The sequence below is a fragment of the Nostoc sp. genome, from assembly GCF_036917535.1.
Lineage (GTDB): Bacteria > Cyanobacteriota > Cyanobacteriia > Cyanobacteriales > Nostocaceae > Nostoc.
Map to the genome: position 1 here is coordinate 1 of NZ_JBALDA010000024.1, position 24810 is coordinate 24810.

Below are 24810 nucleotides of genomic sequence, written 5' to 3' on the forward strand. Positions count from 1 at the left end.
TCGGTCTTTTTTCATCACCTGATTGACGTTTAGCATTTTTCTGTCTCATTCCAATCGCCAATCGTTACTTTACCTTATTAAGCGACAAGTCTAATGACTGCTAACCGGAAGCGATCGTGTACTTCCGTTTGATCAATGCTAGAAAAATCTTTATCAATCAGTTCCGGTGGTGTAAAGTCCTCTGAACCAACTAGACAACGATAAACCTTATTATTTTTCGGATTCCGAACCTGAAAAGAATCAGTATCAATAATTGAAGGTAAGGCACGATCGTTTACAAAAATATTTTGCGGCTTAATGTCACCCAAAACATAGCCAGAAATGTGAATTGCTTCAATAATTGAGGCGATATTCAACGCTGTTGTGTGGAAAAAACGCCAATCAACGTTAAATTTCCTGCTTAAAATATATGGGCTGATGGCGATCGCAATTATTTGTCTACCTGAAGTGTTCCGCATTCGCTAAACTTAGAATTGCTGGAATATTGCTCCTGAAATGTCAGACTTCTAATCAGTTAGCGCTGCTGTTGCCAGACTTTACGATACCTATGCCTTCAAAAGATATATTCCATCAATCTGTCCGCACTGCTTTAGAAAAAGATGGTTGGATGATTACCCATGATCCATTGCATCTGAAAGTTGATGACATTGAATTTTTTGTGGATTTAGGAGCAGAAAGACTATTAGCAGCACAAAAACAAGGTCAAAAAATAGCTGTAGAAATTAAATCCTTTGTAGGTGCATCTGAAGTAACGGAATTTCATCTCGCTTTAGGTCAAACCTTGAATTATCGGCTAGCATTAAAAAAAGAAGAACCAGAACGTATTCTATATCTAGCTATTAGCCAAGATACATACCAAGACTTTTTCTCACGTCAATTTATTCAAGATTCTTTAAAAGAATATCAAATTAAACTTTTAATATTTAATTCCTTAAGTCAGGACATTGTTTTATGGAAGGAATAAATTACTCTCAAATTATTCAAGAAGTTTTAAATAACCATTCCGCTAATGACGTAGCTAATGGCACAGAGGTTCAATTGTTGTTTGACGCGGAACGCCATCATTATCAAGTCTTAAATATTGGCTGGAAAGAACAACGGAGAATTTATGGAGTCATCATTCATGTTGATATCAAAGAAAAAAAAATTTGGATACAAAGAGATGGTACAGAAATCGGCATCGCTAATGAATTAATTGCTGCTGGTGTACCTAAAGAAGATATTGTATTAGGATTTCACGCTCCTTATAAACGCCAATTTACTGACTTTGCTGTTGAATAAATAGCAGGAAATAAGCAATACTAATCTTTGCCCTAATCATCCACTATTCGCTAAACTCAGAAATGCTGCGTTATTCCTCATCATGTCCGATTCCCAAATTGTTAGTGCTGCTGTTGCCAAACTCTACAATACCTACCCCTTTCCGCCGGAAGCCCTGTTGGATGAACCACCTCCAGGCTACAACTGGCGCTGGAATTGGCTAGCTGCTCATAACTTCTGCACGGGTCAAAAACCCCAAAGGCAAGATATTCGGATTTTAGATGCAGGTTGCGGTACTGGTGTGGGTACAGAGTACTTGGTTCACCTCAATCCTCAAGCTTCTGTTGTCGGAATTGACCTCAGTACAGGTGCTTTAGCTGTAGCCAAAGAACGTTGTCAGCGTTCAGGGGCTAACCGCGTTGAATTTCATCACCTCAGTTTGTTTGATGTCGAACAGTTACCGGGTGAGTTTGATTTAATTAACTGTGTTGGTGTTTTACATCATACCCCCGATCCAATTCGTGGTATTCAAGCTTTGGCGAAGAAGTTAGCCCCAGGCGGCTTGATGCACATTTTTGTGTATGGAGAGTTGGGGCGTTGGGAAATTCAACTCATGCAAAAAGCGATCGCCCTCCTCCAAGGTGACAAAAAAGGCGACTACCGCGATGGTGTCCAAGTCGGACGAAAGATATTTAACTCCTTACCAGAAAATAACCGAATTGTCAAATACGATAAACAACGTTGGTCACTAGAAAACAACAAGGATGAATACTTTGCTGATATGTACGTTCATCCCCAGGAAATTGACTACAACATTGAGACGCTGTTTGAATTAATAGATGCTTCGGGATTGGAATTTATTTGTTTCTCGAATCCGAGTTTCTGGGATTTAGAGAGACTTTTGGGTAAAGCACCAGAGTTAGTAGAACGGGCAAAACAATTGAGCGATCGCCAGCTTTATCGCCTGATAGAATTATTAGACCCAGAAGTAACTCATTACGAGTTTTTCCTTGGTCGTCCTCCTTTAATCAAAGCTGACTGGTCAGAGGATAACACCCTACTGGCAGCAATTCCCGAACTTAATCCTTGTATTGAGGGATTTCCCAGTCAATGTTTCTTTAATTACGATTACCAGATAGTTAATTTATCTGTAGCAGAGTTTGAGTTTATGCAAAGATGTAATGCTAATTCCACAGTTGCAGATATTTTGGCAAGTGTAGAATTGGGATTGGATAGGGTCAGAACACTTCTTCAGCAGCAGCTGATTTTATTGACACCTGCTTAGAGACTTCAAGTAAAAAATATCCAATTATTTATTGTGGGATAGCCGAAAGACCCATCCCACAATCAGATATTTATCCTACAACAGCCGGACTTGCTACCTTCTCTTGTCTTTGGGAAGGTGGACGCATTCCCAAACCAAGTAAATTCAGCATTTCTCGGTCAGTATCGTAATCTGGACAGGGAGTTGTCACTGTCAACATCTTGTTGTCGTCGCTAGAAAAGATAGAATTAGCTCCTGCCATAAAGCAAAAAGCTTGCTCAACTTGAGAAAGTCTCGCCCTACCAGCACTAAGACGCACATCGGAAGCTGGCATTAAAATTCTGGCTGTGGCAATCATCCGCACAATATCCCAAATGGGAACATCAGGCTGATTTTCCAAGGGTGTGCCTGGTACTTGGGAGAGAATATTAATTGGCACTGACTCTGGATGGGGATGTAAGTTTGCCAGAGTTTGTAACATCCCAACCCGGTCATCGACAGTTTCGCCCAAACCCAAGATACCGCCGGAACAGACAGTGACATTTGTCTGACGGATATTCTCAATTGTGTTTAAGCGATCGCTATATGTCCTTGTGGTAATAATTGTGCTGTAATATTCTTGCGAGGTATCTAAGTTATGGTTGTAGGCGTAAAGTCCCGCTTCTGACAATTTCTTAGCCTGATTTGCCGTCAACATACCCAGAGTGCAACACACTTCTAAACCCATTGCAGTCACATCCTTGACCATTTCTAGGACTTCCTCAAATTGTGAGTTATCCCGCACTTCGCGCCAAGCAGCACCCATACAAATGCGACTAACACCAGTTTCTTTAGCTTTTTGGGCGATGTTAACTACCGTTTCTTTTTCTAGAAGTGCTTGCGCCTTTACCTCGGTTTTATAGCGGGAAGATTGGGCGCAGTAGCTACAATCCTCTGGACAACCTCCTGTTTTAATAGATATAAGCTTGCAAACTTGTATTTTTGTTGGGTCATGATATTGGCGATGCACGCTAGCAGCTTGATAAATAAGCTCTAGCAAAGGCATGTTGTATATCGCCCTAATCTCTAATTCTTGCCAATCGTAGCGTATTCCCACCACATTACTATCCTTCTCGTAGACTGGGTTAATCAAGAGCTATTTTTTGCTTGAATCTGCTGTGGTACAGCGTTTGGGCAAAGCGATTTTATCGAAGTTATGCCCCGCACTGTGTTTTATCATCCATTGGCTCTCAATCCTTCCGCTCTAGATATTAGACATCAGCTTATCAAGATTTTGATTAAATGGCAGATTAAGAGCAAAAATACTCATCGATTGGGGATTATTGACCCTTAATTATTAACAAACTTTATGAAAAAGCTATAACACTTGTGTAAGTCGTAATGATGAGACAGCTAATTTAACTGCTGCTAAACCGCAGGTTATGAGAGAATTTATAACATTTAGAGAATGTTCTGGGAAGAGATCCCCTTGATTAAGTAATTTATGATATCAGAACTGCCAATAATTGCAAGCGATCGCCTGTTATTACGAGCAGCGATCCATGAAGATATATCCCAAATTCTCAAATACTTTATTGATAACAAAACTTATCTCACTCCATTTTACCCTCTTTGGGCTGATGGTTTTTTCACTGAAGAATATTGGCAGTATCAGATAGAGAATAGTTTTCTAGAATTTATCAATGGGCAATCGTTAAAATTATTTATTTTTACCAAAAAAAAACCTACCGTAGTTATTGGAACGGTTAATTTTAGTAATTTTGTCCGAGGAGCCGCTCATTTTTGCTATGTGGGATATAGCCTTGCTGAAAATAAACAAGGTAAAGGATATATGACAGAGGGGTTAAAGTCTGCAACTCAATATCTATTTCAAGAGTTAAATTTTCACCGAGTCATGGCTAATTATATGCCTCACAATCGGCGCAGTGGCAATGTACTCAAAAGACTCGGCTTTGTCATTGAAGGATATGCTAAAGACTACTTATTAATTAATGGGCAATGGGAAGATCATATTTTGACAAGTCTTACTAATCCTGATTGGAAAGCACCTGATTTTTAAAAAATGCTGAAATTTTTTATTAACTTTTTATTTTATTTATCGACTATACCTGTTGAAAAATTAACTGATTTCTACTTGTTGATCATCAACCTTGTTTAGATAATCTATATAAGTAAGTTAGGCTTAAAATTAATTCAAATACTTATTTGTAGTTAGTAAGAAATCCCTGTTTATAATACTATAATGTCTATCTGATAATAAATTTAATATATCAATTGTAAACATCTCCAAATTCATAGCAAATTCATAATAACTACACAACAACTCCACAAGCAAATGCAATAGTAATATTTGTTCACTACCAGGCTTAGTTATTAAGGTTAGCTTTAACCGATGTGTCCAATTTTCTTAAATAGTTGAGGAGTTTTTTAAAATGCTCATTAATTCTATAAAGCGCTTATCTGTCTTTTCTACTATCTTCGCTTTTGCTACCATTTTAAACGGAGTTGTCTTGGCAGCACCAGTCCCAAATTCCGCTACTACACCAGTCTCAAAAACTCAGACTAGTGCTGCATCACACCAGCCAATCAAACTCACAAATCAACAGCGCTTACAAATCCAAATAGCTCGCCAGCAAAGAGATAAGAATATTGAGGCTTTATTAAACCCGTCTCAAGATACTAAGTTTAAGGCGGCATTGCAATCCCGTCAGAGAATCAGAATAGTTTTAAAATCTTTGGATCTGAATCAAGATCAACAGAAACAGGTTCAATCAATTTTGCAAACTTATAACTTACAAGTGAAAAAAATTCTAGCTTCACAAGTATCACAAACAACAGCAAAACCAGTAGGAATTGCTTCACCAACATCACAACCCATTAAAAAATAAAAAATCAGTTTTATTTCATTAAGTTTAAGTTTTGCAAGACTGGCGGATTTTATCCAAACTTCGGTTGAGCCAGTCTTATTTTTTTTGTACGGCGACAAATTGCGTTGGGTTGGTTCTGACACGGATTGGGGAACTGCGATCGCAAAATGCTGGAAAATTTTGAATTTTGAATTCCCGAAGGGCGTGATCGCACTCACTATTTCCCAGTCAACAGTCAACAGTGCTGTGCTCGCAACTACTGGGAAAAATTCTTAGACTCTGCAATCGCACGTCCCAAGCAACATTTGTACATGATTTTTAGCGAGTTTTTACATTAAAAAACTGAGATAATCGACTTTGATCGCAACAATCAGATAGAAAATAGTTTATCTATACATTTAATCTAGTTTTACCTAAAGAAAAAAACTAATAAAAAACACTCTAAAGTGGGAAACTCTGTAATAGATTTAAGGAGAGATGAATGCAATTACAACAGATACAAATTTTAGAAGAAACACTATGGGAAGCAGTTCTCAATCGAGACTTTGCTTTAGAAGGTAAATTTTTCTATGGTGTTCGCTCTACAGGCATTTATTGCCGACCTATTTGCCCTAGTCGCAGACCGAATCGGAATCAAGTTTGTTTCTTCCAGTCGGTACAAGATGCTGAAATTGCAGGTTTTCGACCTTGTAAACGCTGTCAGCCACAATCTGAAACGGTTCCAAATACAGCCAAAATCTTAGCAGTATGTCGATATATTGAAGCACAAGTTGACCACATCCCAACCCTCTCGGAATTATGCTCTCAGGTGGAAATGAGTCCCAGCTACATACAAAGAATATTTAAGAAAATAATTGGCGTATCGCCTTTTCAATATGCAGATGCGCTGCGTAGCCAACGACTGAAGCATCGTTTACAGTCGGGGGAAGAAATTGCTGATGCAGTTTACGATACGGGGTATGGTTCAAGTAGTCAACTTTATGAGAAAGCACCTAAACAACTGGGAATGACGCCAAAAACTTACCAACAAGCTGGAAAGACAATCAGCATTGTCTATGCGATCGCTTCATGTCCTCTAGGATATTTGCTTGTGGCAACAACACAGAAGGGTATCTGCGCCGTAAAATTAGGTGATGAAGCAGACAAGCTTGAACACATTTTGAAGCAGGAATTTCACCAAGCGCAGATCGTGCGTGACGATCGCACACACAAAGACTGGATACAAGCAATCCTCGACTTTATTGCGGGAAGCGAGGCACATCTTGATTTACCACTTGATATCCGTGGGACAGCATTTCAGAAACAGGTTTGGCAAGCATTACAAGAAATTCCCTATGGCGAAACGCGCACCTATGCCGATATCGCTCGTAATCTTGCCAAACCCCAAGCAGTCCGTGCAGTGGGTAATGCTTGTGGCGCTAATCCGATCGCGCTGATTGTACCGTGTCATCGGGTGCTGCGGAGTGATGGCAGTCTTGGTGGTTATCACTGGGGAATTGAGCGCAAACAAAAACTGCTTACACAAGAATCAACCCCAAAGGGGAATTCAAAATTCAAAATGACGCTCGCAGACTCGCTAACGCTGCGCTAACAAAATTCAAAATTACAATCCCCATAAATCAATTTACTTGCTCTGTATCCTATTCTTTTTAGGTTGAAATTTCTTAAAGATGACAATGGAAGAAATAGCTGCACAAACACTTAAACTAGAATCGTTGACTGAAGAAAGTTTGACCCGTGGTTTAATGGTGCTTGCCAACCTTGATAGCGATTTAGCTCGGATTTTAGAAACACTGGGGTCTCCACCAATGTGGCAAAGAGAACCGGGTTTTGCAACACTATTGTGCATAATTCTGGAACAGCAAGTTTCCGTAGCGGCTGCAAGGGCTGTATTTAAACGTCTATGTGGGTTTGTAACTCTGACACCAGAAAATTTTCTGATATTGGATGATGTTCAATTAAGAGGAATTGGATTCAGTCGGCAAAAGATTCTATACTGTCGTGGATTGGCTCAGGCGATCGCAACTGGTCAGCTTGACCTCAGCAAACTCCAAACAATGGACGAAACTACTATCAGAACTGAGTTAAAGCGTCTTAAAGGGATTGGAGACTGGACAGTTGATATTTATTTGCTAATGGCGCTGCAACGTCCTGATGTCTTTCCTAAAGGCGATTTAGCGATCGCGATCGCTTTACAAAAACTCAAAAACTTGGCGACGCGTCCAACACCAATGCAACTAGAAGAAATGACACAGCACTGGCGACCGTGGCGAGCAGTTGCGACAAGACTTTTATGGCACTATTACCTAAGTAATCCTAAATAATTACTCTTTCTTGGCGCACTTGATAATTGGTGCGATCGCTGTCGGATTTTAAGATTTATTGCGTTCTAATAATAATATTACAGGTGATGCTGTTGCCCTCATATCATCGATATTTTATGCACCATATCCCATCTCCAGCAGAAAGTGAATCTTAACGAGTTCGTAGTAAGGACTTTAGTCCTGATTTTCTCAACACTAAAGTGTTTACTACAAACCCTTAAAATAAGTTTGTAGTCTTCTGAGCTCTTACAGTTTACCAGTGAACACCTTTTCAGCCGGGCCTATCATGTAAACTCGTTGGTCGATTTCTGACCATTCAATTTGCAAGGGACCACCAGGTAATTCTACAGTGGCAGTGCGATCGCATTTCCCAGTTAATACACCAGCTACTAAAGAAGCACAAGCACCAGTACCACAAGCTAAGGTAATTCCAGCACCCCGTTCCCATACTCGCATTTTCAAATAGTCACGGCGTACCATTTGAATAAATTCGGTATTTATGCGTTGAGGGAAAACTGGGTGATGCTCAAATTTTGGGCCGATGGTTTCTAGCTCAATTGCTGCGACGTCTTCTACAAAGGTAATGCAGTGAGGATTTCCCATATTCACACAGGTGACATCCCAAGTTTTCCCCGCTACCTCTAAAGGCTGAGAAATTACTTTTTCTTGGGCGAGTACAAGAGTGGTAGGAATTTCGCTAGCGAGTAACCTGGGTAAACCCATGTCTACTTTAACTTGACCATCAGATAAGAGTTGGGGAGTCATTACACCACCCAAAGTATGAATGCGATATGAGTCTTGATTGCGGGATTCGCCTTCTAAGTCTGCTAAAAAGCCAGCTAAACAGCGAATGCCATTGCCACACATTTCTGGTTCTGAACCATCGGAATTAAAAATTCGCATGGTGTAGTCAGTGCCGTTTTCTCCAGGTAGGGCAAAAATTACACCATCAGCACCGATGCCAAAATGGCGATCGCACAACTTAATGGCTTGCTCTGAAGTCACTACAGGCTCAGATGACAAGCGATTGTCAATTAGAATAAAGTCGTTGCCTAGACCGTGATACTTAGTAAATTCGATTGCCATTTCTTCAAGGATAAATTATCAAGGATTAGTTACTCTTTATTTTGCCTTGTAGGTTCATCTTTACTAAAAATGCTTACCGAATTTGACACCACTTTACCCAGTATTAGACAAGTCCAAAACCTGATTAAACAAACAACGCCAGTAGAGTTAAAGCTGCTGACTGGTGATGTACTCACAGGAAAGGTTTTATGGCAAGATCCACAGTGTATCTGTATTGCGGATGAAAACAGTCAGCAAATCACCATTTGGAAACAAGCGATCGCCTACATCAAGCCAAAAGTAAGTTAGAAGTGAGGTAGAAACATCACAACTGATCGCTTCACTCGAATTAAAAATTCAAGCCCACGGCTTAAGCTGTGGGTTTGGAATAAAGACGCCTCGCATCTCGGAGCAATTCTTTATTTATTAGACCTCTTGCATGAATCCTCAAAACCCCACCCCAACCCTCACGCCACTTTCTTGGTTGTCGGCAGAGCCGCCCAACGCAGTGGCTCCCCTTGGTAAGGGGAGGGAGTAAACTTGCTCAATTTCCCCCCTTTATAAGCTATCCATTACCCGGATCTTTCTCAACATTTGTGAGAGTATTCACTCACGTTTTTTCTAACCCTTATGATTTCGTCGTTAATTCTCAATAAAAACGTAATTTTATCGAGAATAATAAGGGTACATTTGTCAAGAATACCTAAGATATCAGTATCCAAGATGCTTATAAAACCAGGGTTTCAAGATTGTTAAGAAAGATGTGACTAATGTATAGCTTTATAAGGGGGGATTAAGGGGGTCTATTAATATTTGTGCAAGAGGTCTATTGTGAGATACAAGCCCACAACTAAAGTTACAGCAGTTTTCATTTGCATGAGGTACAAAGTTACGGGTTTTGAGGCAGGAGGCAGAAACTCTTTATACTTGATGAATCAGTCCTGGTTGTACCTTACTTACCTGCAATTTGCTGTATCTATTTAATTTTAAATTTTTAATTTTTAATTTGATATTTTGAATTTTTTGTCAAGTGACTGAGATTTTTGCAGCACAAACCCACCGATTGCGTCCTTGTTCTTTAGCTTTATACAAAGCTTTGTCGGCTGCATTAATTAAGTCTTGAGCTGAATTTTTATCTGTTGGTCTTTGAATTGCAACACCTAAACTGACGGTCACAAAATATTGAAAATTATTCTTCTTTTTATGGGGAATTTTTAATTCTTGAATGGATTTTTGAATCAACTTAGTTATTTTAATCGCACCTGATTCGTTCATATTTGGCAAAATGACAATAAATTCTTCACCACCATAACGAGCTAGTAGATCGGTAGGACGCCTTAATACAGATTGTGCTGCATGAGCAACTTGTATTAAGCATTCATCCCCAGCTAGATGTCCATAAGAATCGTTATAATCCTTGAAATAGTCAATATCAAATATAATTAAAGATAAATAACTTCCATTTAGTCTTTGTCGATTCCATTCCTCCTCTAAAAACTGATCGAAACAATGACGGTTAGCGATTTGGGTTAGAGCATCTAGCTTACTAAGTTTTTCTAACTGACAATTTGCTAGTTCTAAAGCATTGTTTGCTTGAGCAAGTTGATTAGCTTGAGAGCGAAATTGCTCTAATAATTCAGAATGCTCTAAAGCTACATTAAACTGAGCGGCTAACTGTTGGATAAATTGAATTTCCGACTTTTTCCACTCGCGTGAACAATGGCACTGATGAACACATAGTAATCCCCATAAAGTTTTCCCTTTCATTAGAGGTGCAACAATTTGTGCCTTGATTTGAAATTGCTCTAACAGGTGAATGTGGCAATCCTTTAGCCCAGCTTGATAAATATCTGATACTACCTGTATACGCCCTTGGTGATAAGCAACTGCATATTTTTCACCAAAACAATCATCTTTTACTTTGATAGCGATCGTAGAATCGTAGTCAGGCAATACATTCTCAGAGACAAATTTTCCAGAGGTATAGTTCGATTCCGGGTTAAATTGAAAAATACTGACGCGATCGCTACGGAGAGCCTTACGAATTTCTCGTACAGTAGTCTTAAACAAGGTATCTAGATTCAGAGATTCACGAATTTCAGCAACTAAATTAAACAGAATATCCTGCTGCTGATTCGCTTTATACAGTTCTGCTGCTTTTTGTTCTGCTTGAGCTAAAAATTCTGCTTGTTTAACTGCAAATCCTAATTGTGTTGCAATCTGAGACAAAAACTGAATTTCTAATTTTTTCCATTCATGTGGCTGTGAGTGCTGATAAGCAGTAAGCACTCCCCACAGTTTTTTTCCAACAAAAATTGGTGCAGTTGCATAAGCTCGAATATGGAACTGTTCTAAAATTTCTAAATGGCATTGAGACAAGCCTGCTGCGTAGACATTTGAAACAACTAAAGTTTCATTATTACGATACCGTCCACCTTGATGTTCTTGTAGATAAGAGTCATTCCAAACTGTATTTTTTCCTAATGTCTCTACATCATCCCATCCAGTCTCTGCAAACTCAAAGTCGCTGACAAATTCTCCACCCCAGTTTTCATAAAAACGATAAACAGCAATCCGCTCGACGCGCAGTAACTTGCAAGTTTCCTTAGTGGTTGTACGAAAAATTGTTTCTAACTCAAGGGAAGCTCGAATTTTGCTAATAACTCGGTAAAGCGCCCTTTCTTGCTTTTCTAGCTGCTGAATTTGAACTTGTTGATCGTGGAGTTGAGTTTCTAAATTACTAACACTAGGCTGTCCTAAAAGCTTACAGAGTAGATTAGCAGATACTTTCGTAATAATACGTAAACTTGTGTACAACATTGCAAGTACAGTTTCAGTAATATTTAGAGATGAAAAGAGACAGTTACGACGCTTATAAAAACATAATTTTTCATAGTTTATAGCCATTATCGCCCAAAGAAGTTTCGTAATCGCTTCTCTCCATCTGACTTTTGCCGTTAAGTCTTAAAAAGCTTGCTCACATCACAAAGGATTTTGGATAAAGTACAGTATTATACAGTACAGTAATTATCATTATCGCCAAAGTATCTGATAACTGAAAATATGAGATGAAAAAGTATTGTAAAGACAGAATAAATTTGTAAAAAATAAAGCTCAATTCTTAGGTAAATTCAGTTATCAAGCAAGATAATCAAATTCAGTAGACCAAAAACTTCTGCAATTGACAAAGATCAAGTAGATGACCCCATTAAGTACTTTCTGCAAAAGAGAATCAAAATTTAGAGTAGCCAAAGCCAAAAGATCGCCAGTCCCCAAGCTTGATTTGTCGCCTTATCCCGCAATCACTTTTCAAGTATCCTCTTAAGTTCTCACGGATGGACTGTTAGCGAAACTGAGCTGCAAATTATTCAATAGACTTCTTGCATAAATCCAAAATAAGAACCCCACCCCGCCTTTGACTTACGTCAAAGTCTCCCCTCCCCGCAGGCGGGGAGGGGCTGGGGGTGGGGTTTAGGGGACTTTTGCAAGAGGTCTAATCCACAATCATGTCCGCATCAGAGAGAACATCTTGGATCTGGGTATTATCAAAAGCGATATTATCCCAAAGGCGCGATCGCTATATTGAGTCACTTACCTGGCAAAGTCTTAAGGTTTAATCACTCACATTATCAGCAGGTAAAAACTCTTTGAGCGCTTCTGCCTTACCAGCTTTCGCCATTGGCATAGAAAGAGGTACTGAACTAGGAATCGCAAACAACTGTTCTAGTTGACTCAAACCTGTCAAGCCACCACATAATAATACTTGGTCGCTGATTCGCAAGTCCATGCCGCCATCAGGATAGCGAATAAATTTACCATCGCGCCGGATCGCCTGTACCTGTACTCCATACTGCTTACCGATCTCTAAATCTTTAAGGGTTTTACCTAGTGTTGGCGCATCTGCATTGACTGTAACCCACTGACAAGCACTATTTTCTCCAGGAACAACAGCTTGTCCTTTAGCTAATTCTGCTAAAGCCGCTAGTTCTTCATCTGCTCCCACCACTAGCAAGCGATCGCCTTGTGCCAATTTTGTTTGATTATTGGGATAATCGATTTCTTTGCCATCAGCGCGGCGAATTGCCATCAAACTCACTCCTGTTAAATAGCGCATATCCGCTTCTTCTATGCTCATGCCAATTAAGGGCGAATGAGATGGTAAAGGATACCAACGCTGATTTAAATCACGAGTTGCTTGGCGCAAATCACGAGCAACTTCAGTTGCAGAACGTTCTGGCCGCAAATCTAAATAATGATCGTTGCGGATTTGCTGCATTTCCCGTTGGACGATAGCTGGCGACAACAAGCCCAAGCCAGTTAATAAATGAGTTGCCATTTCTAAACTGGCTTCAAATTCTGGTTGCACAACTTCCCTAGCTCCTAATTGATACAGTACTTCAATACTTTTATCCTGGGTAGCACGGACAACCAAATCTAACTCTGGGCGCAATTCCAAAGCGCGTTTCAAGCAAAGACGGCTACTTATGGGGTCTGGGAGTGCGATCGCCATTCCTTTGGCATGATTCACCCCGGCAGTTTCCAGAACGTGTAAACTCACGCAATTACCATAGACATAAGACACCCCAGTCTCACGCAACTGCTGAATTCTACTCTCTGATTGGTCGATTACCACCACAGGTAGGTCGTGTTGCAACAACAACTTCACCAAATTCTTGCCGACTCGCCCATAACCACAAACTACTACATGGTCTTTGAAGGGCAAATCTTCCGACACATCCCGCGCCTGATCTTCTTCTAAGTACGGTTTCAACCAAGGCATTGATTCGGCAAAGTTAAATAAAAATGGCACTAACCCCAGTACAAAGGGAGTAAGCATGAGAGTAACTGCGGTAGTTCCCAAAATTAATAAATATATTTGTCGGGATACTAGCCCCAAAAACTGCCCTTCACTAGCGAGAACAAAGGAAAATTCCCCAATTTGCGCCAATCCCAAACCGGCAATTATGGCTGTTTTCAAAGGGTAGCGAAATAGTTTTACTAGGGGCGTGATAATCAAAAATTTACCGACGAAAACTATTGCCACTAACCCCAAAATCAATTCCAGGTTATTCCACAAAAACATTGGGTCAATTAACATCCCAATGGCAGCAAAAAATAAACTGGCAAAGATATCTCGCAGTGGTTCGACATAAGTCAGGGTTTGGTCGGCGTACTCCACCTCAGAAATCATCAAACCCGCGACAAATGCGCCCATCTCAATGGACAGCCCCAAATGCTCTGTCAATAGGGCAATGCCTAAACACAGGGCTACAACCCCTAATAAAAATAGTTCTTTACTTTCGGTGCGGGCTAGCAATTGCAACAAAGGCGGTATCAGCCAAATCCCCGCAGCTACCGCCCCAGCAGCAAATAAACCAATCGAACCTAGCGCTGTGAGGACAGCGATGCCAATAGTTTCTGCTGGTTGGTTGAGGGCTGGTAAGACTGCTAACATTAGTCCCAGTGCCAAGTCCTGAACTACCAAAATCCCTAGCATCACCTGCCCGTGGGGCGTTTCTGTTTCGTTGCGCTCCATCAAGCACTTAAGGACAACTGCTGTGGAAGACAGGGACAGAATACACCCCAAAAACATCCCTTTAGCAGGTAAGGCTCCCCAGGCTCCGCTTAACCCGCATACTAAAACCGTGACTAAAATCGTCAAACCAATCTGGAGTCCACCTCCACCAAGAGCGATCGCTTTTACCTTCTTAAGTTCTGCAAAGGAAAATTCCACACCCAAGGCGAATAACAAAAAGGCGACCCCGAACTGTGCCAGAGTCTCTACTTGAATCAGTTCTTTAATCAATCCTAGTCCCGTTGGCCCAATGACTATCCCGCCAATGAGATACCCCAGCAGCACGGGTTGTCGCAAAAGTGCCGCGAATAGTCCGCCGCAGGCTGCAACGCCTAGAACTAAAACTAAATCAATAATTAACCGAAAATCTTCTTGCACCAGTTTTAAAAGAACTCTTAAGACCTATTAGTTTAGGATACAAAGTTTTATATATCCCAGGATAGTTTCTTTAGATATTGGGCATGGGGCATGGGGCATTGGGCTAGAAGAGATGTATCTTATAATGCAACAATGAGTCTTCGATACTCGCGGACGAGTCTTTAATACTCGTGGACGAGTCTTTGATATTCGTGAATGAGTCTTTGATACTCGTGGACGAGTCTTTTATACTCACAGGTGCAGTATTCCTCTACCCCATGCCCCATGCCCAATGCCCATTAAATTTTAGGCGAACTGAGGGCATTCAATAATAGTAGCGACCACGGCACTTTAATATCAGGTATAAGCCATGAGTACTTTCTCAATACAGGCAATGCAGCAGGTAGTACAAAACGCAGAGAGCGTAACGATGCAGGTCGATCGCCATTTTCATCTACAAGATTATATTTCTTAGCCAGTTCGGCAACAATCTGCACGCGTCCTGTATGGCGGATAACATTTGGCTCACCAGCAAGTGCAGCGATCGCTCGTCCAGTTAATAAAGGAGTTTCCCAGTTGTAGCGATCGCTCAAGAATGAGTTTTTCGGGTCGGTAGCATTTGTTTGGTTCATTTGGGAAGCAAAACGGGAAAGAAGCTCAGTACCAACAATACCCGGCCAAATTGAAACAGAAGTGACGTTATAGGGTTTTAACTCAACAGCCATATTAGCAGCAAGGCGATCGCAAGCTGCTTTGCCAACACCATAAGCTGTATCAAAGAGATAAAACATACTACCCCACGAGGAAATCGTGCAAATTAATCCAGAGTTACGTTTAGTCATCATCCGAGCCGCAAAAACACTCGCAACATAGTGGCTGCGAAGACCAACATTGTTGCTAGCATCCCAAAGACTTGGTTCAGAATCCCAAAAGGGCTGCCCCTGAGCGTCTTTTACTGCCTGAACTCCTGAATAAACATTATTTACCAGTAGGTCAAGTTGTCCATCCTGTTCATCTTGAATGCGATCAAAAAGCAAACGCACCTGCTGATCGTCGCTGTGGTCTACTTGGACAGGAATGCATACACCACCGACTTCCTCAATGGCTGATTTCGTTTCACTAAGACTACCTGAAACCCCATCACTGGAAGAGTTGTTGAGGCTGCGACCCGTGATGTATACAGTTGCGCCGGCTTCACCAAGGCCAATGGCAATTCCCCTACCAATTCCCCGCGTAGCACCTGTTACCAAAGCCACTTTACCTTCTAGGTGTTTCATGAGCGCTCATTTCTAATCTTTTACCGTTAAATATTGATTATTACAATATTCTTTCGTAGCTGTGACTGAAACGACTTCTACTTCAATCGGTTTTTCTTTAGTTCCGTCGAGCAGAAACTCACTAGCTCCTTCACGAGGTTTTTTCGGATTTCCCCAATCATAGGTGTAACCTAAACCTGTCCAAGGATAATATTCTTGACTAGCATCTAGGTAAGAAATTCTGTATATCTCTTGTAAAATCGGATAACTAGCAGAAATTGGTATATCAAAAACATTACAACTAGAATCATTAATTTCTGGATCAACACATGGTCTACTTAAATCTTCAGCTTTCACCCACATTTCGACAAAATGCGTCTTATTTGAATTTTTATTTAAAATTAAGCCTAAATACTGCTGTAACCTCAAAGAAAGCATGATATTACCGGGAATCTTTATACCGATTCCCTTACAATTTTGACAAAATTCTTTAACTTGAGGAACGGCTGTTAACCAAGTGCGTGCTTCTATACTTTTTTTTGTACCTGTTTTCCAATCCTCAGTTGGGTTTTTAACATATTTCCAACTTGCCATCAAATATTCAATTTTGCCGTTATTTTCTCTCCACTTTACTTGAGGATTAGTTTTTGACAATGACCAAAGATTTTTTACTACTTTATCTTCACTCGGTCTTTTTGCATCCTCAATCGCCGCATCTAACTGCCTTTTCAGAGCTTTATAACTTTCGGGTTTATTTTTATCCAGATACTCATTGACATTTATGTTGTTTTCTGATTGCGCTAATAAATATTTTCTGAGGTTTGATGTACTCTGTCTGGGAGTTTCTGTAGCTAGCAAACTGGAATATCCAACTGCCAAAAATGCACCTGTCAAGCCTAAAAATACTTGAGTCTTTAATTTTTTCATTAAAATAATCCTGTGGATTTCCAACAAGAGGGTGAATGTTCCATCCCATATAATATGGGTTCAACTCAAAGATTGAATCTGATTTTATATTTATGTTTGGCTGATATGCTATAGTGCTTAATATTTTTAATTAACTTTATCTGGATAAAAATTAATATCTATAGCAATCCTAAATCATTCGCGATCAACAAGATCCCCGACTTTTCAAAGAAGTCGAGGATCTGTGGGTTCAATTCTCACAAATTAAATAGGATTGCTACATATCTAGTAGTCTGCCACAGGCATTATGACAGATTAATAGAGTTCATCGTCAGCAGAGGACTAGTATTTTTTACTCAGCACTTTCTTTTTCAGGTTGACATATCTGCAACAGGAAGCAATCGCAGTTGAGGTAGAGCTAATAATAACCGTATAATTACTTATGATTTACAGCTATTTTCAGGTAACTAGATTATGTTATACAGGCACAGCAATGCTCATTTGTGTGCCCCTGCAACATATTAACCCAAGTTGCGGGTTATCAAGCTGTGGGTACTAGGGTTTTCAAAAGTTAAAAAATATTTCGCCAACAGCATCCATACTCACACTTAAAATGGGAATAATAAAGTGTCTGTGTATACTAAATAGTTAAAAATACAATGCAACCCCAACGTACTGCTGTGATCTTGATTGGTTATCAAAATGACTACTTTGCAGCCGATGGTATTCTACATAATGTCATTGAGGAATCCTCAAGAGCCACCAAAGTATTAGAAAACACCGTTGAGCTTGTAGGATGTTTGGTACAAACTCCAGTGTTGATGATTGCCACACCGATTTTTTTTACGCCAAACTACCAAGAATTGGTTGAACCTGTTGGCATTCTCAAAACTATCAAGGAAGTTGGGGCTTTTCAAGCTGGTACGAAGGGATCGCAGATGATTGATGAGTTGCTACCCTTTCGCAGCAGAATTCTCGAAGTTCCCGGAAAACGAGGATTTAATGCTTTCATAAATACTAACTTAGACATGATTCTCCATGAAAAAGAGATTACTCATGTAGTTATAGCTGGTGCAGTCACTTCGGTCTGTATTGATTCTACAGGTCGTTCTGCCCATGAGAAAGGCTATCAGGTTGTTCTTTTGTCTGATTGCACTTCTGCTCGCACGGTGTTTGAGCAAGAATTTTACCACACTCACGTCTTCCCCTTATACGCCGATACAATTAACCATACCGAGTTACTTCAGCGTTTGACGAGTACAGTAGAATGTCAGATTTAAGCAATGAATTGCATACACAGATTCAGTACAGTTTGATTGAGAAATTGTCTGAATCTGAGCGGCGTTACCGGGAATTGGTGGATAGTCTGCATGAAATTGTGTTTAAGTGCGATCGCTTGGGCAATCTCAACTTCCTCAACCGAGCCTGGACAAATACCCTTGGTTATGGGATAGCAGATGTCATCGGTAGTGCTTTAGGCAATTTCATTGACTTGAACGATCGGCACTTGTGGGAAAAAACTCTAGAAAAGTTACAAACTGGAGTAGAGGTTTGCCAAACACTCCGCTTTTACCATCAAACTGGTGTAATTGTTTGGTTGGAACTGTCTGCTCAACCTCAAAGTGAAACAGAATTCTCTGGCTCACTAATCAATATTAGCGATGTCTACGAGGAGCTTCGCTTACGCAAACACGCAGAAGCATTACTAAAGCAAACGAATGAGGAACTGGAAGCTAGAGTAGAACAACGAAATACTGAGCTAATTCAAGCTAATCACGACCTAAAAGTTACCCTTGAGGAACTCAAATATACTCAGGCTCAACTGGTGCAAACTGAAAAAATGTCGAGCCTGAGGCAATTAGTTGCAGGGATTGCTCACGAAATTAATAATCCAGTTAACTTTATTTACGCTAATCTCACCCATGTATCTGAGTATACAGAAGTCTTATTACAAATCTTGCAACTCTACCAGCAAACCTATCCAGTTCCCTCGCCACATATTCAAAAAGCAATAATAACCTGGGATTTGGACTTTATTCAAAAAGATTTAGGTAAGGTGCTGGAATCGATGCAAGTTGGCAGCGATCGCATTAGAGAAATTGTGCTGTTACTGCGAAACTTTTCTCGGTTGGATGAAGCAGATATCAAAAATGTTGATATTCATGCAGGTATCAATCACACAATCACATTGCTGCGTCACTGTTTCCAAAGCAAGTCGGGAAATATGGGAATTCAAGTAATTAAAAACTATGGAGTAATTCCCCAAGTAAAGTGTTATCCTGCACAGATGAATCAAGTATTCATGAATATTTTAAATAATGCTATCTATGCTTTAAAGGAGGCAATTGCTAGTCTATCAATTAATCAAAATCCTCAATCTCAATCGTTCGTTCCTACTATTTGGATTAGTACTGAGCTCATTGATGAAACTTGGCTTAATATTCGCATTAAAAACAATGGCTTGAGTATTCACGAATCAGTAATTTCCAAAATATTCGATCCGTTTTTTACAACAAAACCTGTTGGTAAAGGAACTGGACTTGGCTTATTTATTAGTTATCAGATTGTAGTAGAAATGCACCAAGGCAAGTTAATATGTAACTCAAAAACAAGTCAAGAAACAGAATTTTGTATCCAAATACCCATCTAATAACCCAAGTTGCTACTTATGCTTGCAGGTGTTCAGATGGCGTTGCATAAATACTAAAATTCCCTCCAGAGGAAAAATTTGGAGGGTAATGGCTACGGAAAACATTGTTTTATCGTTTATATGAGGGGTCTAACCCTCTATTTATCACACTGGGAAGGGGTTTTGGTCAAGCCATGCTTGTTGGTAATCAAGTTGAGCGCTTATTCACAGGATGACGCTGGCTAAACAAGCGATTAAACTATGGATAATGTCAAGCAATTGTTGCTTTTAACACCACTTACATAAATTTAATCTCACTGTCAAATCTAGAACCTCATCCTGTTATACAAAATACCAGTTATGTCAGCCTATCAAGGAAGTTGTGGGGAGACCACCGATTTGATTATTGGTGTTCACAACCAAGAAAACCTCGAATTACCAGCAAATTCTGCTCCTGTGGGTGCTCTTGCCACAAGACAAGGAACTTTTTCTACGTTTCTTGCTCCCTTGACTCAGGATACTTTTAAACAGGTCGTTAAGGATGTCGAGCAAAAATTACAGATTGTTCATCAAACCCTATCAATGCTTGATTCTCATGGGTTTGAAACTCTTCTGCAAGAAATGTTGCATTCGATTACCTTGAAAACCGGGGAATTATTAGGAGCAGACCGGACGACGATATTTTTATTGGATGAAGAAAAACAACAACTTTGGTCAATTTTAGCTGAGGGTGAGGGCGGTCGCTCTTTAGAAATCCGCATTCCCGCTGATAAAGGCATTGCTGGGGAAGTCGCCACCTCCAAGCAAGTTATCAATATTCCCTTTGATTTTTATAACGATCCGCGATCGCATTTTGCCCAAGAACAAGAAAAAAGAACTGGCTATCGCACTTACACCATGCTAGCTTTGCCACTCTTAAATGAACATGGGCAATTAGTTGCAGTAGTGCAATTACTGAATAAATTAAAATCTGGAAATAATCACAATGCTCCACTTGCAGAGCGCATTGATACCAAAGGTTTTATTTGTGCTGACGAACAATTATTTCAAGAATTTGCCCCTTCGATTCGCTTGATTTTAGAGTCCTCGCGCTCTTTTTATGTCGCTACCCAAAAACAAAGAGCAGTGGCGGCGCTGATGAAGGCAATCAAGTCCCTCTCTCAAAGCAGTCTCGACTTAGAAGACACCCTCAAACGGGTGATGGATGAAGCCAAAGAATTAATGAATGCCGATCGCAGTACACTATGGTTAATAGACCGCGATCGCCATGAATTATGGACGAAAATCACTCAGGATGATGGTTCAACCAAAGAGTTGCGAGTCCCGGTAGGTAAGGGTTTTGCTGGCATAGTAGCGGCTTCAGGCAAGAAGCTGAATATTGGCTTTGATTTGTACTACGATCCTGACTCAGAGACAGCCCAAAAACTAGACCAGCAAAATGGTTATCGCACTTGTAGCTTGCTTTGTATGCCAGTATTTAATGCCGATCAACAACTGATTGGCGTTACCCAACTTGTAAATAAAAAGAAATCTGGGGATTTTCCTCCTTATAATCCAGCTGATTGGCCCAAAGCTCCTGACTGCTTCCAAGCTAGCTTTGACCGCAACGATGAAGAGTTTATGGAAGCTTTTAATATTCAAGCAGGAGTAGCGCTGCAAAATGCCCAGTTGTTTGCCACAGTCAAGCAACAAGAACAAATGCAACGGGACATTCTGCGTAGTCTTTCCAATGGCGTGGTTTCCACTGATAAAACTGGGTTAATTATCGCCGCCAATGAAAGTGCCAAACGTTTGTTAGGGCTGGCGCCAGAAGACCGTTTAGAAGGTAAATTAGTTACTGATGCGATCGGCATCAAAGAAGGTGACTTTAGTAAGTGGTATCAGGATGCTTTACACGCAGTTGACTTAAAGGGCCGCCAACAGTATTACCCCGATCGCACACTCCTAACCACTGATACAGAACAGCATAGTATCAATTTATCGATTAACACAATTGCCGATGCTAGCGACCAAGAGCAAGTCCGTGGGGCGCTGGTGGTGATGGAAGATATTAGTGATGAAAAGCGGCTCAAAAGTACGATGTACCGTTACATGACCCAGGAATTAGCCGAAGAATTGCTGAAATTAGATGACGCTAAACTCGGAGGCGATCGCAAAGAAGTTTCGATTTTATTTTCCGATATTCGCGGCTACACCACATTAACAGAAAACTTGGAAGCAGAAGAAGTGGTGAGTATGCTCAATGAATATTTTGAATCAATGGTGGAGGCAGTTTTTAAACATAAAGGCACTCTTGACAAATATATCGGCGATGCGATCATGGCTGTGTTTGGTTCTCCTCTACCATTAGAAGAACACGCTTGGATGGCAGTGCAAACATCTTTAGAAATGCGCGATCGCTTGCACGAATTCAATCAACGTCGCTATGCAGATGATAAGCCCAGAATTAAAATCGGCATTGGCATCAATTCTGATACCGTGATTAGTGGAAATATTGGCTCTAGTAAGCGGATGGAATTTACTGCGATTGGCGATGGCGTTAATCTTGGCTCTCGATTAGAAAGTGTTAGTAAACAGTATGGTTGCGATATTATTATTAGCCATAACACCTTTAAACCATGCCAAGATCACATTTGGGCTAGAGAACTAGATTACATTCGTGTCAAGGGTAGAAACGAACCGATAGCCATATACGAATTACTAGGTTTACGTTCCAATCCGATTGAAAGCGAAAAATTGCAAGTGATTGAGCACTATCATAAAGGGCGTGAGTATTACCTCAAGCGGCAGTTTTCTCTTGCCAGAGCTGAGTTTGCTAATGTTTTGGCAGCAGATAGCCAGGACAAAGCTGCTATGTTGCATCTGTTGCGTTGTCAGCATTGGTTACAATCACCCCCAACAGAATCAGATTGGGATGAAGGAGTCTGGACATTTCAGGAAAAATAACCCTACCGACTTTTCGGTTAGGGCTTCTAACTAATACTAACTTGAAAAAAGATGTAGATTAACTGATTATTTCTCACTGGTAACAACTTGTGTAGCAGATTTAAAGTTGGTGAGGTAGACAAGCTAATACCAATTAAAAATTCAAAATTAAAAATTCAAAATTAAGAAAGCCAGATAGAACAAAAGTTTGAGAATATGTATCTGTCGCATTATTTTTTCAAATTGATATAAGTCTGTTACCCAGGTATAAAACGTGTTTTATATCAGGTTCGATTGAGTACTTATAATTAGGACTAACACGAAGACGGGGAGACGCGGAGAATTTTGAATTATAAGTGATTATCCGAACTTGATATTACTCTTGAATTATGAATTCTAAATTCTGCTGTATTAATCTTCTTCTATAGGAGAATGAATAATTAATTTTAACTAACTCAGACAATATTCTATAACTAAAATGATTGTGAACCAGATAATATTCAACCTTAAATATCTAAAATAATAGGCTGTTTAAATGAAGTAATTTTTTATATTAGTAAATTAAACAATATGTTGAAAAATAACTTTGAGTAAATCTCCTTGTTGAAAAGGCTTAGTTAAATAGCCTGATGCTCTGACCATCTTAGCTTTAGCTTTATCTAGAAATCCTACTTTTTCTGACACCATAATCACAGGTGTATTTTTAAAATATGAGTGTTTACGCAGCAAAGAGCAGAGCTCATATCCATCTAGATTAGGCATTGATATATCCAACAAAATTATGTCGGGTTTTATACGGATAATCTGCATTAAAGCTTTTAAAGAATCAGTGACTCCGATAACGGAAAAAGTTTGCTCATCTAAATAACTTTTAATAGCATTCAATATTGTAGGACTGTCATCAATACACAAGATTGTGTAGATTTTTCTGTCAGCAGGCGATTGGATGATTTGCTGACTCCTGTGTTCATTAGTATTAATCGAGTAGGCTGCTGGTTTATAGCCGTTTATTTTAGACAACTTTGGCGTAGTTTTGACTTTAGGTTGTAGCTCATTTATTTGGAAAAATTGTGAGGTATGCGATTGATAACTTGGCGATGTATGACGATAAACCGCTTCATTTTGGGGCGTTAAACATCGTTCAACTAATAAACGTAGATTTAAATGGCAAAACTTTGGCATATCATCCAGAAAACTCTCAGGAATAAATTCATAACTTCCCTCCTCTAAATTCAGAAATGACTCTAGAACTTCTAGCGCCAATTGCTCTATCAGCATTGCTGCTTGAGAGGAACTGATATATTTCTGATTGACTAACCAACAAATAGCCAGATAATCTGGGTTCGGTATTGCCTGATTTTCAATACCAGTTTCAAATATTGCCCGCAACTGGTCTTTGATTCCGTCAGGGAGAGTAGAAATTTGCTGACTCAAGCGTTGCAAATTTCTGTAAAGCGGCTCAAACATTTTCTCTGAGTAGCAGGCATAAATTAGTTTCCCCTCATCTACATATATTGACCAAGAGCCTGATGTGCTAAACACCTGTAAACAACCAGTAACTGACTTACCAGTGATTTTTTTCAACAAAGGTAGGGGCTGGAGCTTTTGGAAAAATCTGTATCTACTAATCGGAAATGTCTTCATTGGGATAGCTCTGGAATAAAGTTAACATTTGCAGGTAAAATTAGTGAATTACCTTTTCAGAATTCACCGTGACTTTGTTAGAAGCACTGTCAGATAAATATAGCGGTCATATTTGAGTTAGTACAGAGATTCCACACCCCCTAACTCTTAATTCACCAATCTCTGTTAAGCTATAATCCACGAGTTACAACTAAACCAATAAATGCTACTGACCAATAGCAAAATTGCCCGACTAGTTGCCAGGATATAGTATTTCAAAAATTAGATTGGTTTTCTGTATCTTTAGCTAATTTAGCCAATCTAACAGTAACTCAAGTGCTACATAAAGACCATTGGCTCTCGCCCATCAGTCACAAAAGTATCATTGTTATCCGTATTTTATAGCCTAAAATTATAGATACTTTAATTCTCTTGCAAAAGTTTTTTGTCCCTAATCCTAAAGTCTGGAGCGACCAAAATCTACTGTAATGTAAACGTAAATGTTTCTCCATCAAGACTTATAGGCATTAAATACGCACTGACTAAGTATGTTTTTATATCCGTGAAGAAAGTCGTCGGGTACTTTTTCAAGAAGTTTATTCTTGAGGGTAACTTCACAAGAGAAAAAGTATTATTAAAAACTAAGCATTCCAGAAGTTCAATATCTTACTTAAGTTTGTGATTGTAGAGCAACTCTTAGTCTTGGGATTTGGCAAAATTATCACTTGCACAACAATAATGGTAAACTCCGGCCAAGAA

Annotated in this window: 19 protein-coding genes; 11 read left to right on the top strand and 8 right to left on the bottom strand. The window is 39.8% G+C overall.

Translation table 11 applies throughout. The features are described from left to right. Positions 1 to 77: 77 nt before the first annotated feature. Entirely contained in the window at positions 78 to 458 is a 381-nt protein-coding gene (locus tag V7K56_RS08235) for a hypothetical protein (protein WP_334909350.1), read from the bottom strand. Between the two features lie 89 nt (positions 459 to 547). On the opposite strand from V7K56_RS08235, the gene V7K56_RS08240 reads away from it, so the two are divergent. The 3 genes from V7K56_RS08240 to V7K56_RS08250 all read left to right on the top strand — a co-directional run bounded on the left by V7K56_RS08240 (position 548) and on the right by V7K56_RS08250 (position 2545). After that, positions 548 to 964 (top strand): XisH family protein, encoded by a 417-nt coding sequence (locus V7K56_RS08240; protein ID WP_334909352.1) that lies wholly within the window; start codon positions 548 to 550, stop codon positions 962 to 964. Then, positions 952 to 1281, top strand: coding sequence for a XisI protein (locus tag V7K56_RS08245; protein ID WP_334909354.1), 330 nt, complete (start codon positions 952 to 954; stop codon positions 1279 to 1281). The genes V7K56_RS08240 and V7K56_RS08245 overlap by 13 nt, the downstream gene beginning before the upstream one ends. 82 nt (positions 1282 to 1363) lie before the next feature. Continuing rightward, positions 1364 to 2545, top strand: a complete 1182-nt coding sequence (locus V7K56_RS08250; RefSeq protein WP_334909356.1) for a class I SAM-dependent methyltransferase — start codon at positions 1364 to 1366, stop codon at positions 2543 to 2545. A gap of 70 nt (positions 2546 to 2615) precedes the next feature. Here V7K56_RS08250 and bioB read toward each other — a convergent pair whose 3' ends face one another. Continuing rightward, a complete protein-coding gene (gene bioB / locus V7K56_RS08255) occupies positions 2616 to 3623 on the bottom strand; it encodes a biotin synthase BioB (protein WP_334909444.1) in 1008 nt (335 codons plus the stop codon). A gap of 384 nt (positions 3624 to 4007) precedes the next feature. Here bioB and V7K56_RS08260 point away from each other — a divergent pair, with 384 nt between their 5' ends. From V7K56_RS08260 to V7K56_RS08275, 4 genes are all read left to right on the top strand, one after another. Beyond that, entirely contained in the window at positions 4008 to 4583 is a 576-nt protein-coding gene (locus V7K56_RS08260; RefSeq protein WP_334909358.1) for a GNAT family N-acetyltransferase, read from the top strand. Between the two features lie 373 nt (positions 4584 to 4956). After that, complete coding sequence (locus V7K56_RS08265; RefSeq protein ID WP_334909360.1) at positions 4957 to 5412, top strand: hypothetical protein; 456 nt, start codon at positions 4957 to 4959, stop codon at positions 5410 to 5412. Positions 5413 to 5872: 460 nt separating this feature from the next. Beyond that, the gene (ada, locus tag V7K56_RS08270; protein WP_334909362.1) at positions 5873 to 6982 is read left to right on the top strand and encodes a bifunctional DNA-binding transcriptional regulator/O6-methylguanine-DNA methyltransferase Ada; all 1110 of its coding nucleotides are present in this window, start codon (positions 5873 to 5875) and stop codon (positions 6980 to 6982) included. A 79-nt stretch (positions 6983 to 7061) separates the two neighbouring features. Next, positions 7062 to 7715, top strand: coding sequence for a DNA-3-methyladenine glycosylase family protein (locus tag V7K56_RS08275; RefSeq protein WP_334909364.1), 654 nt, complete (start codon positions 7062 to 7064; stop codon positions 7713 to 7715). Positions 7716 to 7961: 246 nt separating this feature from the next. Here V7K56_RS08275 and dapF read toward each other — a convergent pair whose 3' ends face one another. Next, the gene (gene dapF, locus V7K56_RS08280) at positions 7962 to 8801 is read right to left on the bottom strand and encodes a diaminopimelate epimerase (protein ID WP_334909366.1); all 840 of its coding nucleotides are present in this window, start codon (positions 8799 to 8801) and stop codon (positions 7962 to 7964) included. A 69-nt stretch (positions 8802 to 8870) separates the two neighbouring features. Here dapF and V7K56_RS08285 point away from each other — a divergent pair, with 69 nt between their 5' ends. Then, the gene (locus V7K56_RS08285) at positions 8871 to 9089 is read left to right on the top strand and encodes an Hfq-related RNA-binding protein (RefSeq protein ID WP_334909368.1); all 219 of its coding nucleotides are present in this window, start codon (positions 8871 to 8873) and stop codon (positions 9087 to 9089) included. 717 nt (positions 9090 to 9806) lie between these two features. On the opposite strand, the gene V7K56_RS08290 is transcribed toward V7K56_RS08285, so the two are convergent. The 4 genes from V7K56_RS08290 to V7K56_RS08305 form a co-directional block, all read right to left on the bottom strand. After that, complete coding sequence (locus tag V7K56_RS08290) at positions 9807 to 11600, bottom strand: diguanylate cyclase domain-containing protein (RefSeq protein WP_334909370.1); 1794 nt, start codon at positions 11598 to 11600, stop codon at positions 9807 to 9809. Positions 11601 to 12393: 793 nt separating this feature from the next. Continuing rightward, complete coding sequence (locus V7K56_RS08295) at positions 12394 to 14733, bottom strand: cation:proton antiporter domain-containing protein (protein ID WP_334909372.1); 2340 nt, start codon at positions 14731 to 14733, stop codon at positions 12394 to 12396. Between the two features lie 278 nt (positions 14734 to 15011). Beyond that, positions 15012 to 15989, bottom strand: coding sequence for an SDR family NAD(P)-dependent oxidoreductase (locus tag V7K56_RS08300; RefSeq protein WP_334909374.1), 978 nt, complete (start codon positions 15987 to 15989; stop codon positions 15012 to 15014). Between the two features lie 12 nt (positions 15990 to 16001). Then, a complete protein-coding gene (locus V7K56_RS08305; protein WP_334909376.1) occupies positions 16002 to 16895 on the bottom strand; it encodes a hypothetical protein in 894 nt (297 codons plus the stop codon). A 638-nt stretch (positions 16896 to 17533) separates the two neighbouring features. Between V7K56_RS08305 and V7K56_RS08310 the strand changes: the two genes are divergently transcribed. The 3 genes from V7K56_RS08310 to V7K56_RS08320 all read left to right on the top strand — a co-directional run bounded on the left by V7K56_RS08310 (position 17534) and on the right by V7K56_RS08320 (position 22449). Beyond that, positions 17534 to 18154 carry a cysteine hydrolase family protein gene (locus V7K56_RS08310; RefSeq protein WP_334909381.1) on the top strand — a complete coding sequence of 207 codons (621 nt, stop codon included), beginning with the start codon at positions 17534 to 17536 and terminating at the stop codon, positions 18152 to 18154. After that, complete coding sequence (locus tag V7K56_RS08315) at positions 18142 to 19524, top strand: PAS domain-containing sensor histidine kinase (protein WP_334909383.1); 1383 nt, start codon at positions 18142 to 18144, stop codon at positions 19522 to 19524. Before V7K56_RS08310 ends, V7K56_RS08315 begins: the two co-directional genes overlap by 13 nt. Before the next feature lie 339 nt (positions 19525 to 19863). Then, positions 19864 to 22449 (top strand): GAF domain-containing protein, encoded by a 2586-nt coding sequence (locus V7K56_RS08320; protein ID WP_334909385.1) that lies wholly within the window; start codon positions 19864 to 19866, stop codon positions 22447 to 22449. Positions 22450 to 22989: 540 nt separating this feature from the next. On the opposite strand, the gene V7K56_RS08325 is transcribed toward V7K56_RS08320, so the two are convergent. Next, positions 22990 to 24072 carry a response regulator gene (locus V7K56_RS08325; protein WP_334909387.1) on the bottom strand — a complete coding sequence of 361 codons (1083 nt, stop codon included), beginning with the start codon at positions 24070 to 24072 and terminating at the stop codon, positions 22990 to 22992. Between the last annotated feature and the right edge of the window lie 738 nt (positions 24073 to 24810).

Coding starts and splice junctions, on each gene's coding strand:
- V7K56_RS08235 (WP_334909350.1), bottom strand. CDS start 458: ATGCGGAACACTTCAGGTAGACAAATAATTGCGATCGCCATCAGCCCA.
- V7K56_RS08300 (WP_334909374.1), bottom strand. CDS start 15,989: ATGAAACACCTAGAAGGTAAAGTGGCTTTGGTAACAGGTGCTACGCGG.
- V7K56_RS08305 (WP_334909376.1), bottom strand. CDS start 16,895: ATGAAAAAATTAAAGACTCAAGTATTTTTAGGCTTGACAGGTGCATTT.
- V7K56_RS08285 (WP_334909368.1), top strand. CDS start 8,871: ATGCTTACCGAATTTGACACCACTTTACCCAGTATTAGACAAGTCCAA.
- V7K56_RS08250 (WP_334909356.1), top strand. CDS start 1,364: ATGTCCGATTCCCAAATTGTTAGTGCTGCTGTTGCCAAACTCTACAAT.
- V7K56_RS08245 (WP_334909354.1), top strand. CDS start 952: ATGGAAGGAATAAATTACTCTCAAATTATTCAAGAAGTTTTAAATAAC.
- V7K56_RS08260 (WP_334909358.1), top strand. CDS start 4,008: ATGATATCAGAACTGCCAATAATTGCAAGCGATCGCCTGTTATTACGA.
- V7K56_RS08320 (WP_334909385.1), top strand. CDS start 19,864: ATGTCAGCCTATCAAGGAAGTTGTGGGGAGACCACCGATTTGATTATT.
- V7K56_RS08240 (WP_334909352.1), top strand. CDS start 548: ATGCCTTCAAAAGATATATTCCATCAATCTGTCCGCACTGCTTTAGAA.
- ada (WP_334909362.1), top strand. CDS start 5,873: ATGCAATTACAACAGATACAAATTTTAGAAGAAACACTATGGGAAGCA.
- dapF (WP_334909366.1), bottom strand. CDS start 8,801: ATGGCAATCGAATTTACTAAGTATCACGGTCTAGGCAACGACTTTATT.
- V7K56_RS08275 (WP_334909364.1), top strand. CDS start 7,062: ATGACAATGGAAGAAATAGCTGCACAAACACTTAAACTAGAATCGTTG.
- V7K56_RS08315 (WP_334909383.1), top strand. CDS start 18,142: ATGTCAGATTTAAGCAATGAATTGCATACACAGATTCAGTACAGTTTG.
- V7K56_RS08310 (WP_334909381.1), top strand. CDS start 17,534: ATGCAACCCCAACGTACTGCTGTGATCTTGATTGGTTATCAAAATGAC.
- V7K56_RS08325 (WP_334909387.1), bottom strand. CDS start 24,072: ATGAAGACATTTCCGATTAGTAGATACAGATTTTTCCAAAAGCTCCAG.
- V7K56_RS08290 (WP_334909370.1), bottom strand. CDS start 11,600: ATGTTGTACACAAGTTTACGTATTATTACGAAAGTATCTGCTAATCTA.
- V7K56_RS08265 (WP_334909360.1), top strand. CDS start 4,957: ATGCTCATTAATTCTATAAAGCGCTTATCTGTCTTTTCTACTATCTTC.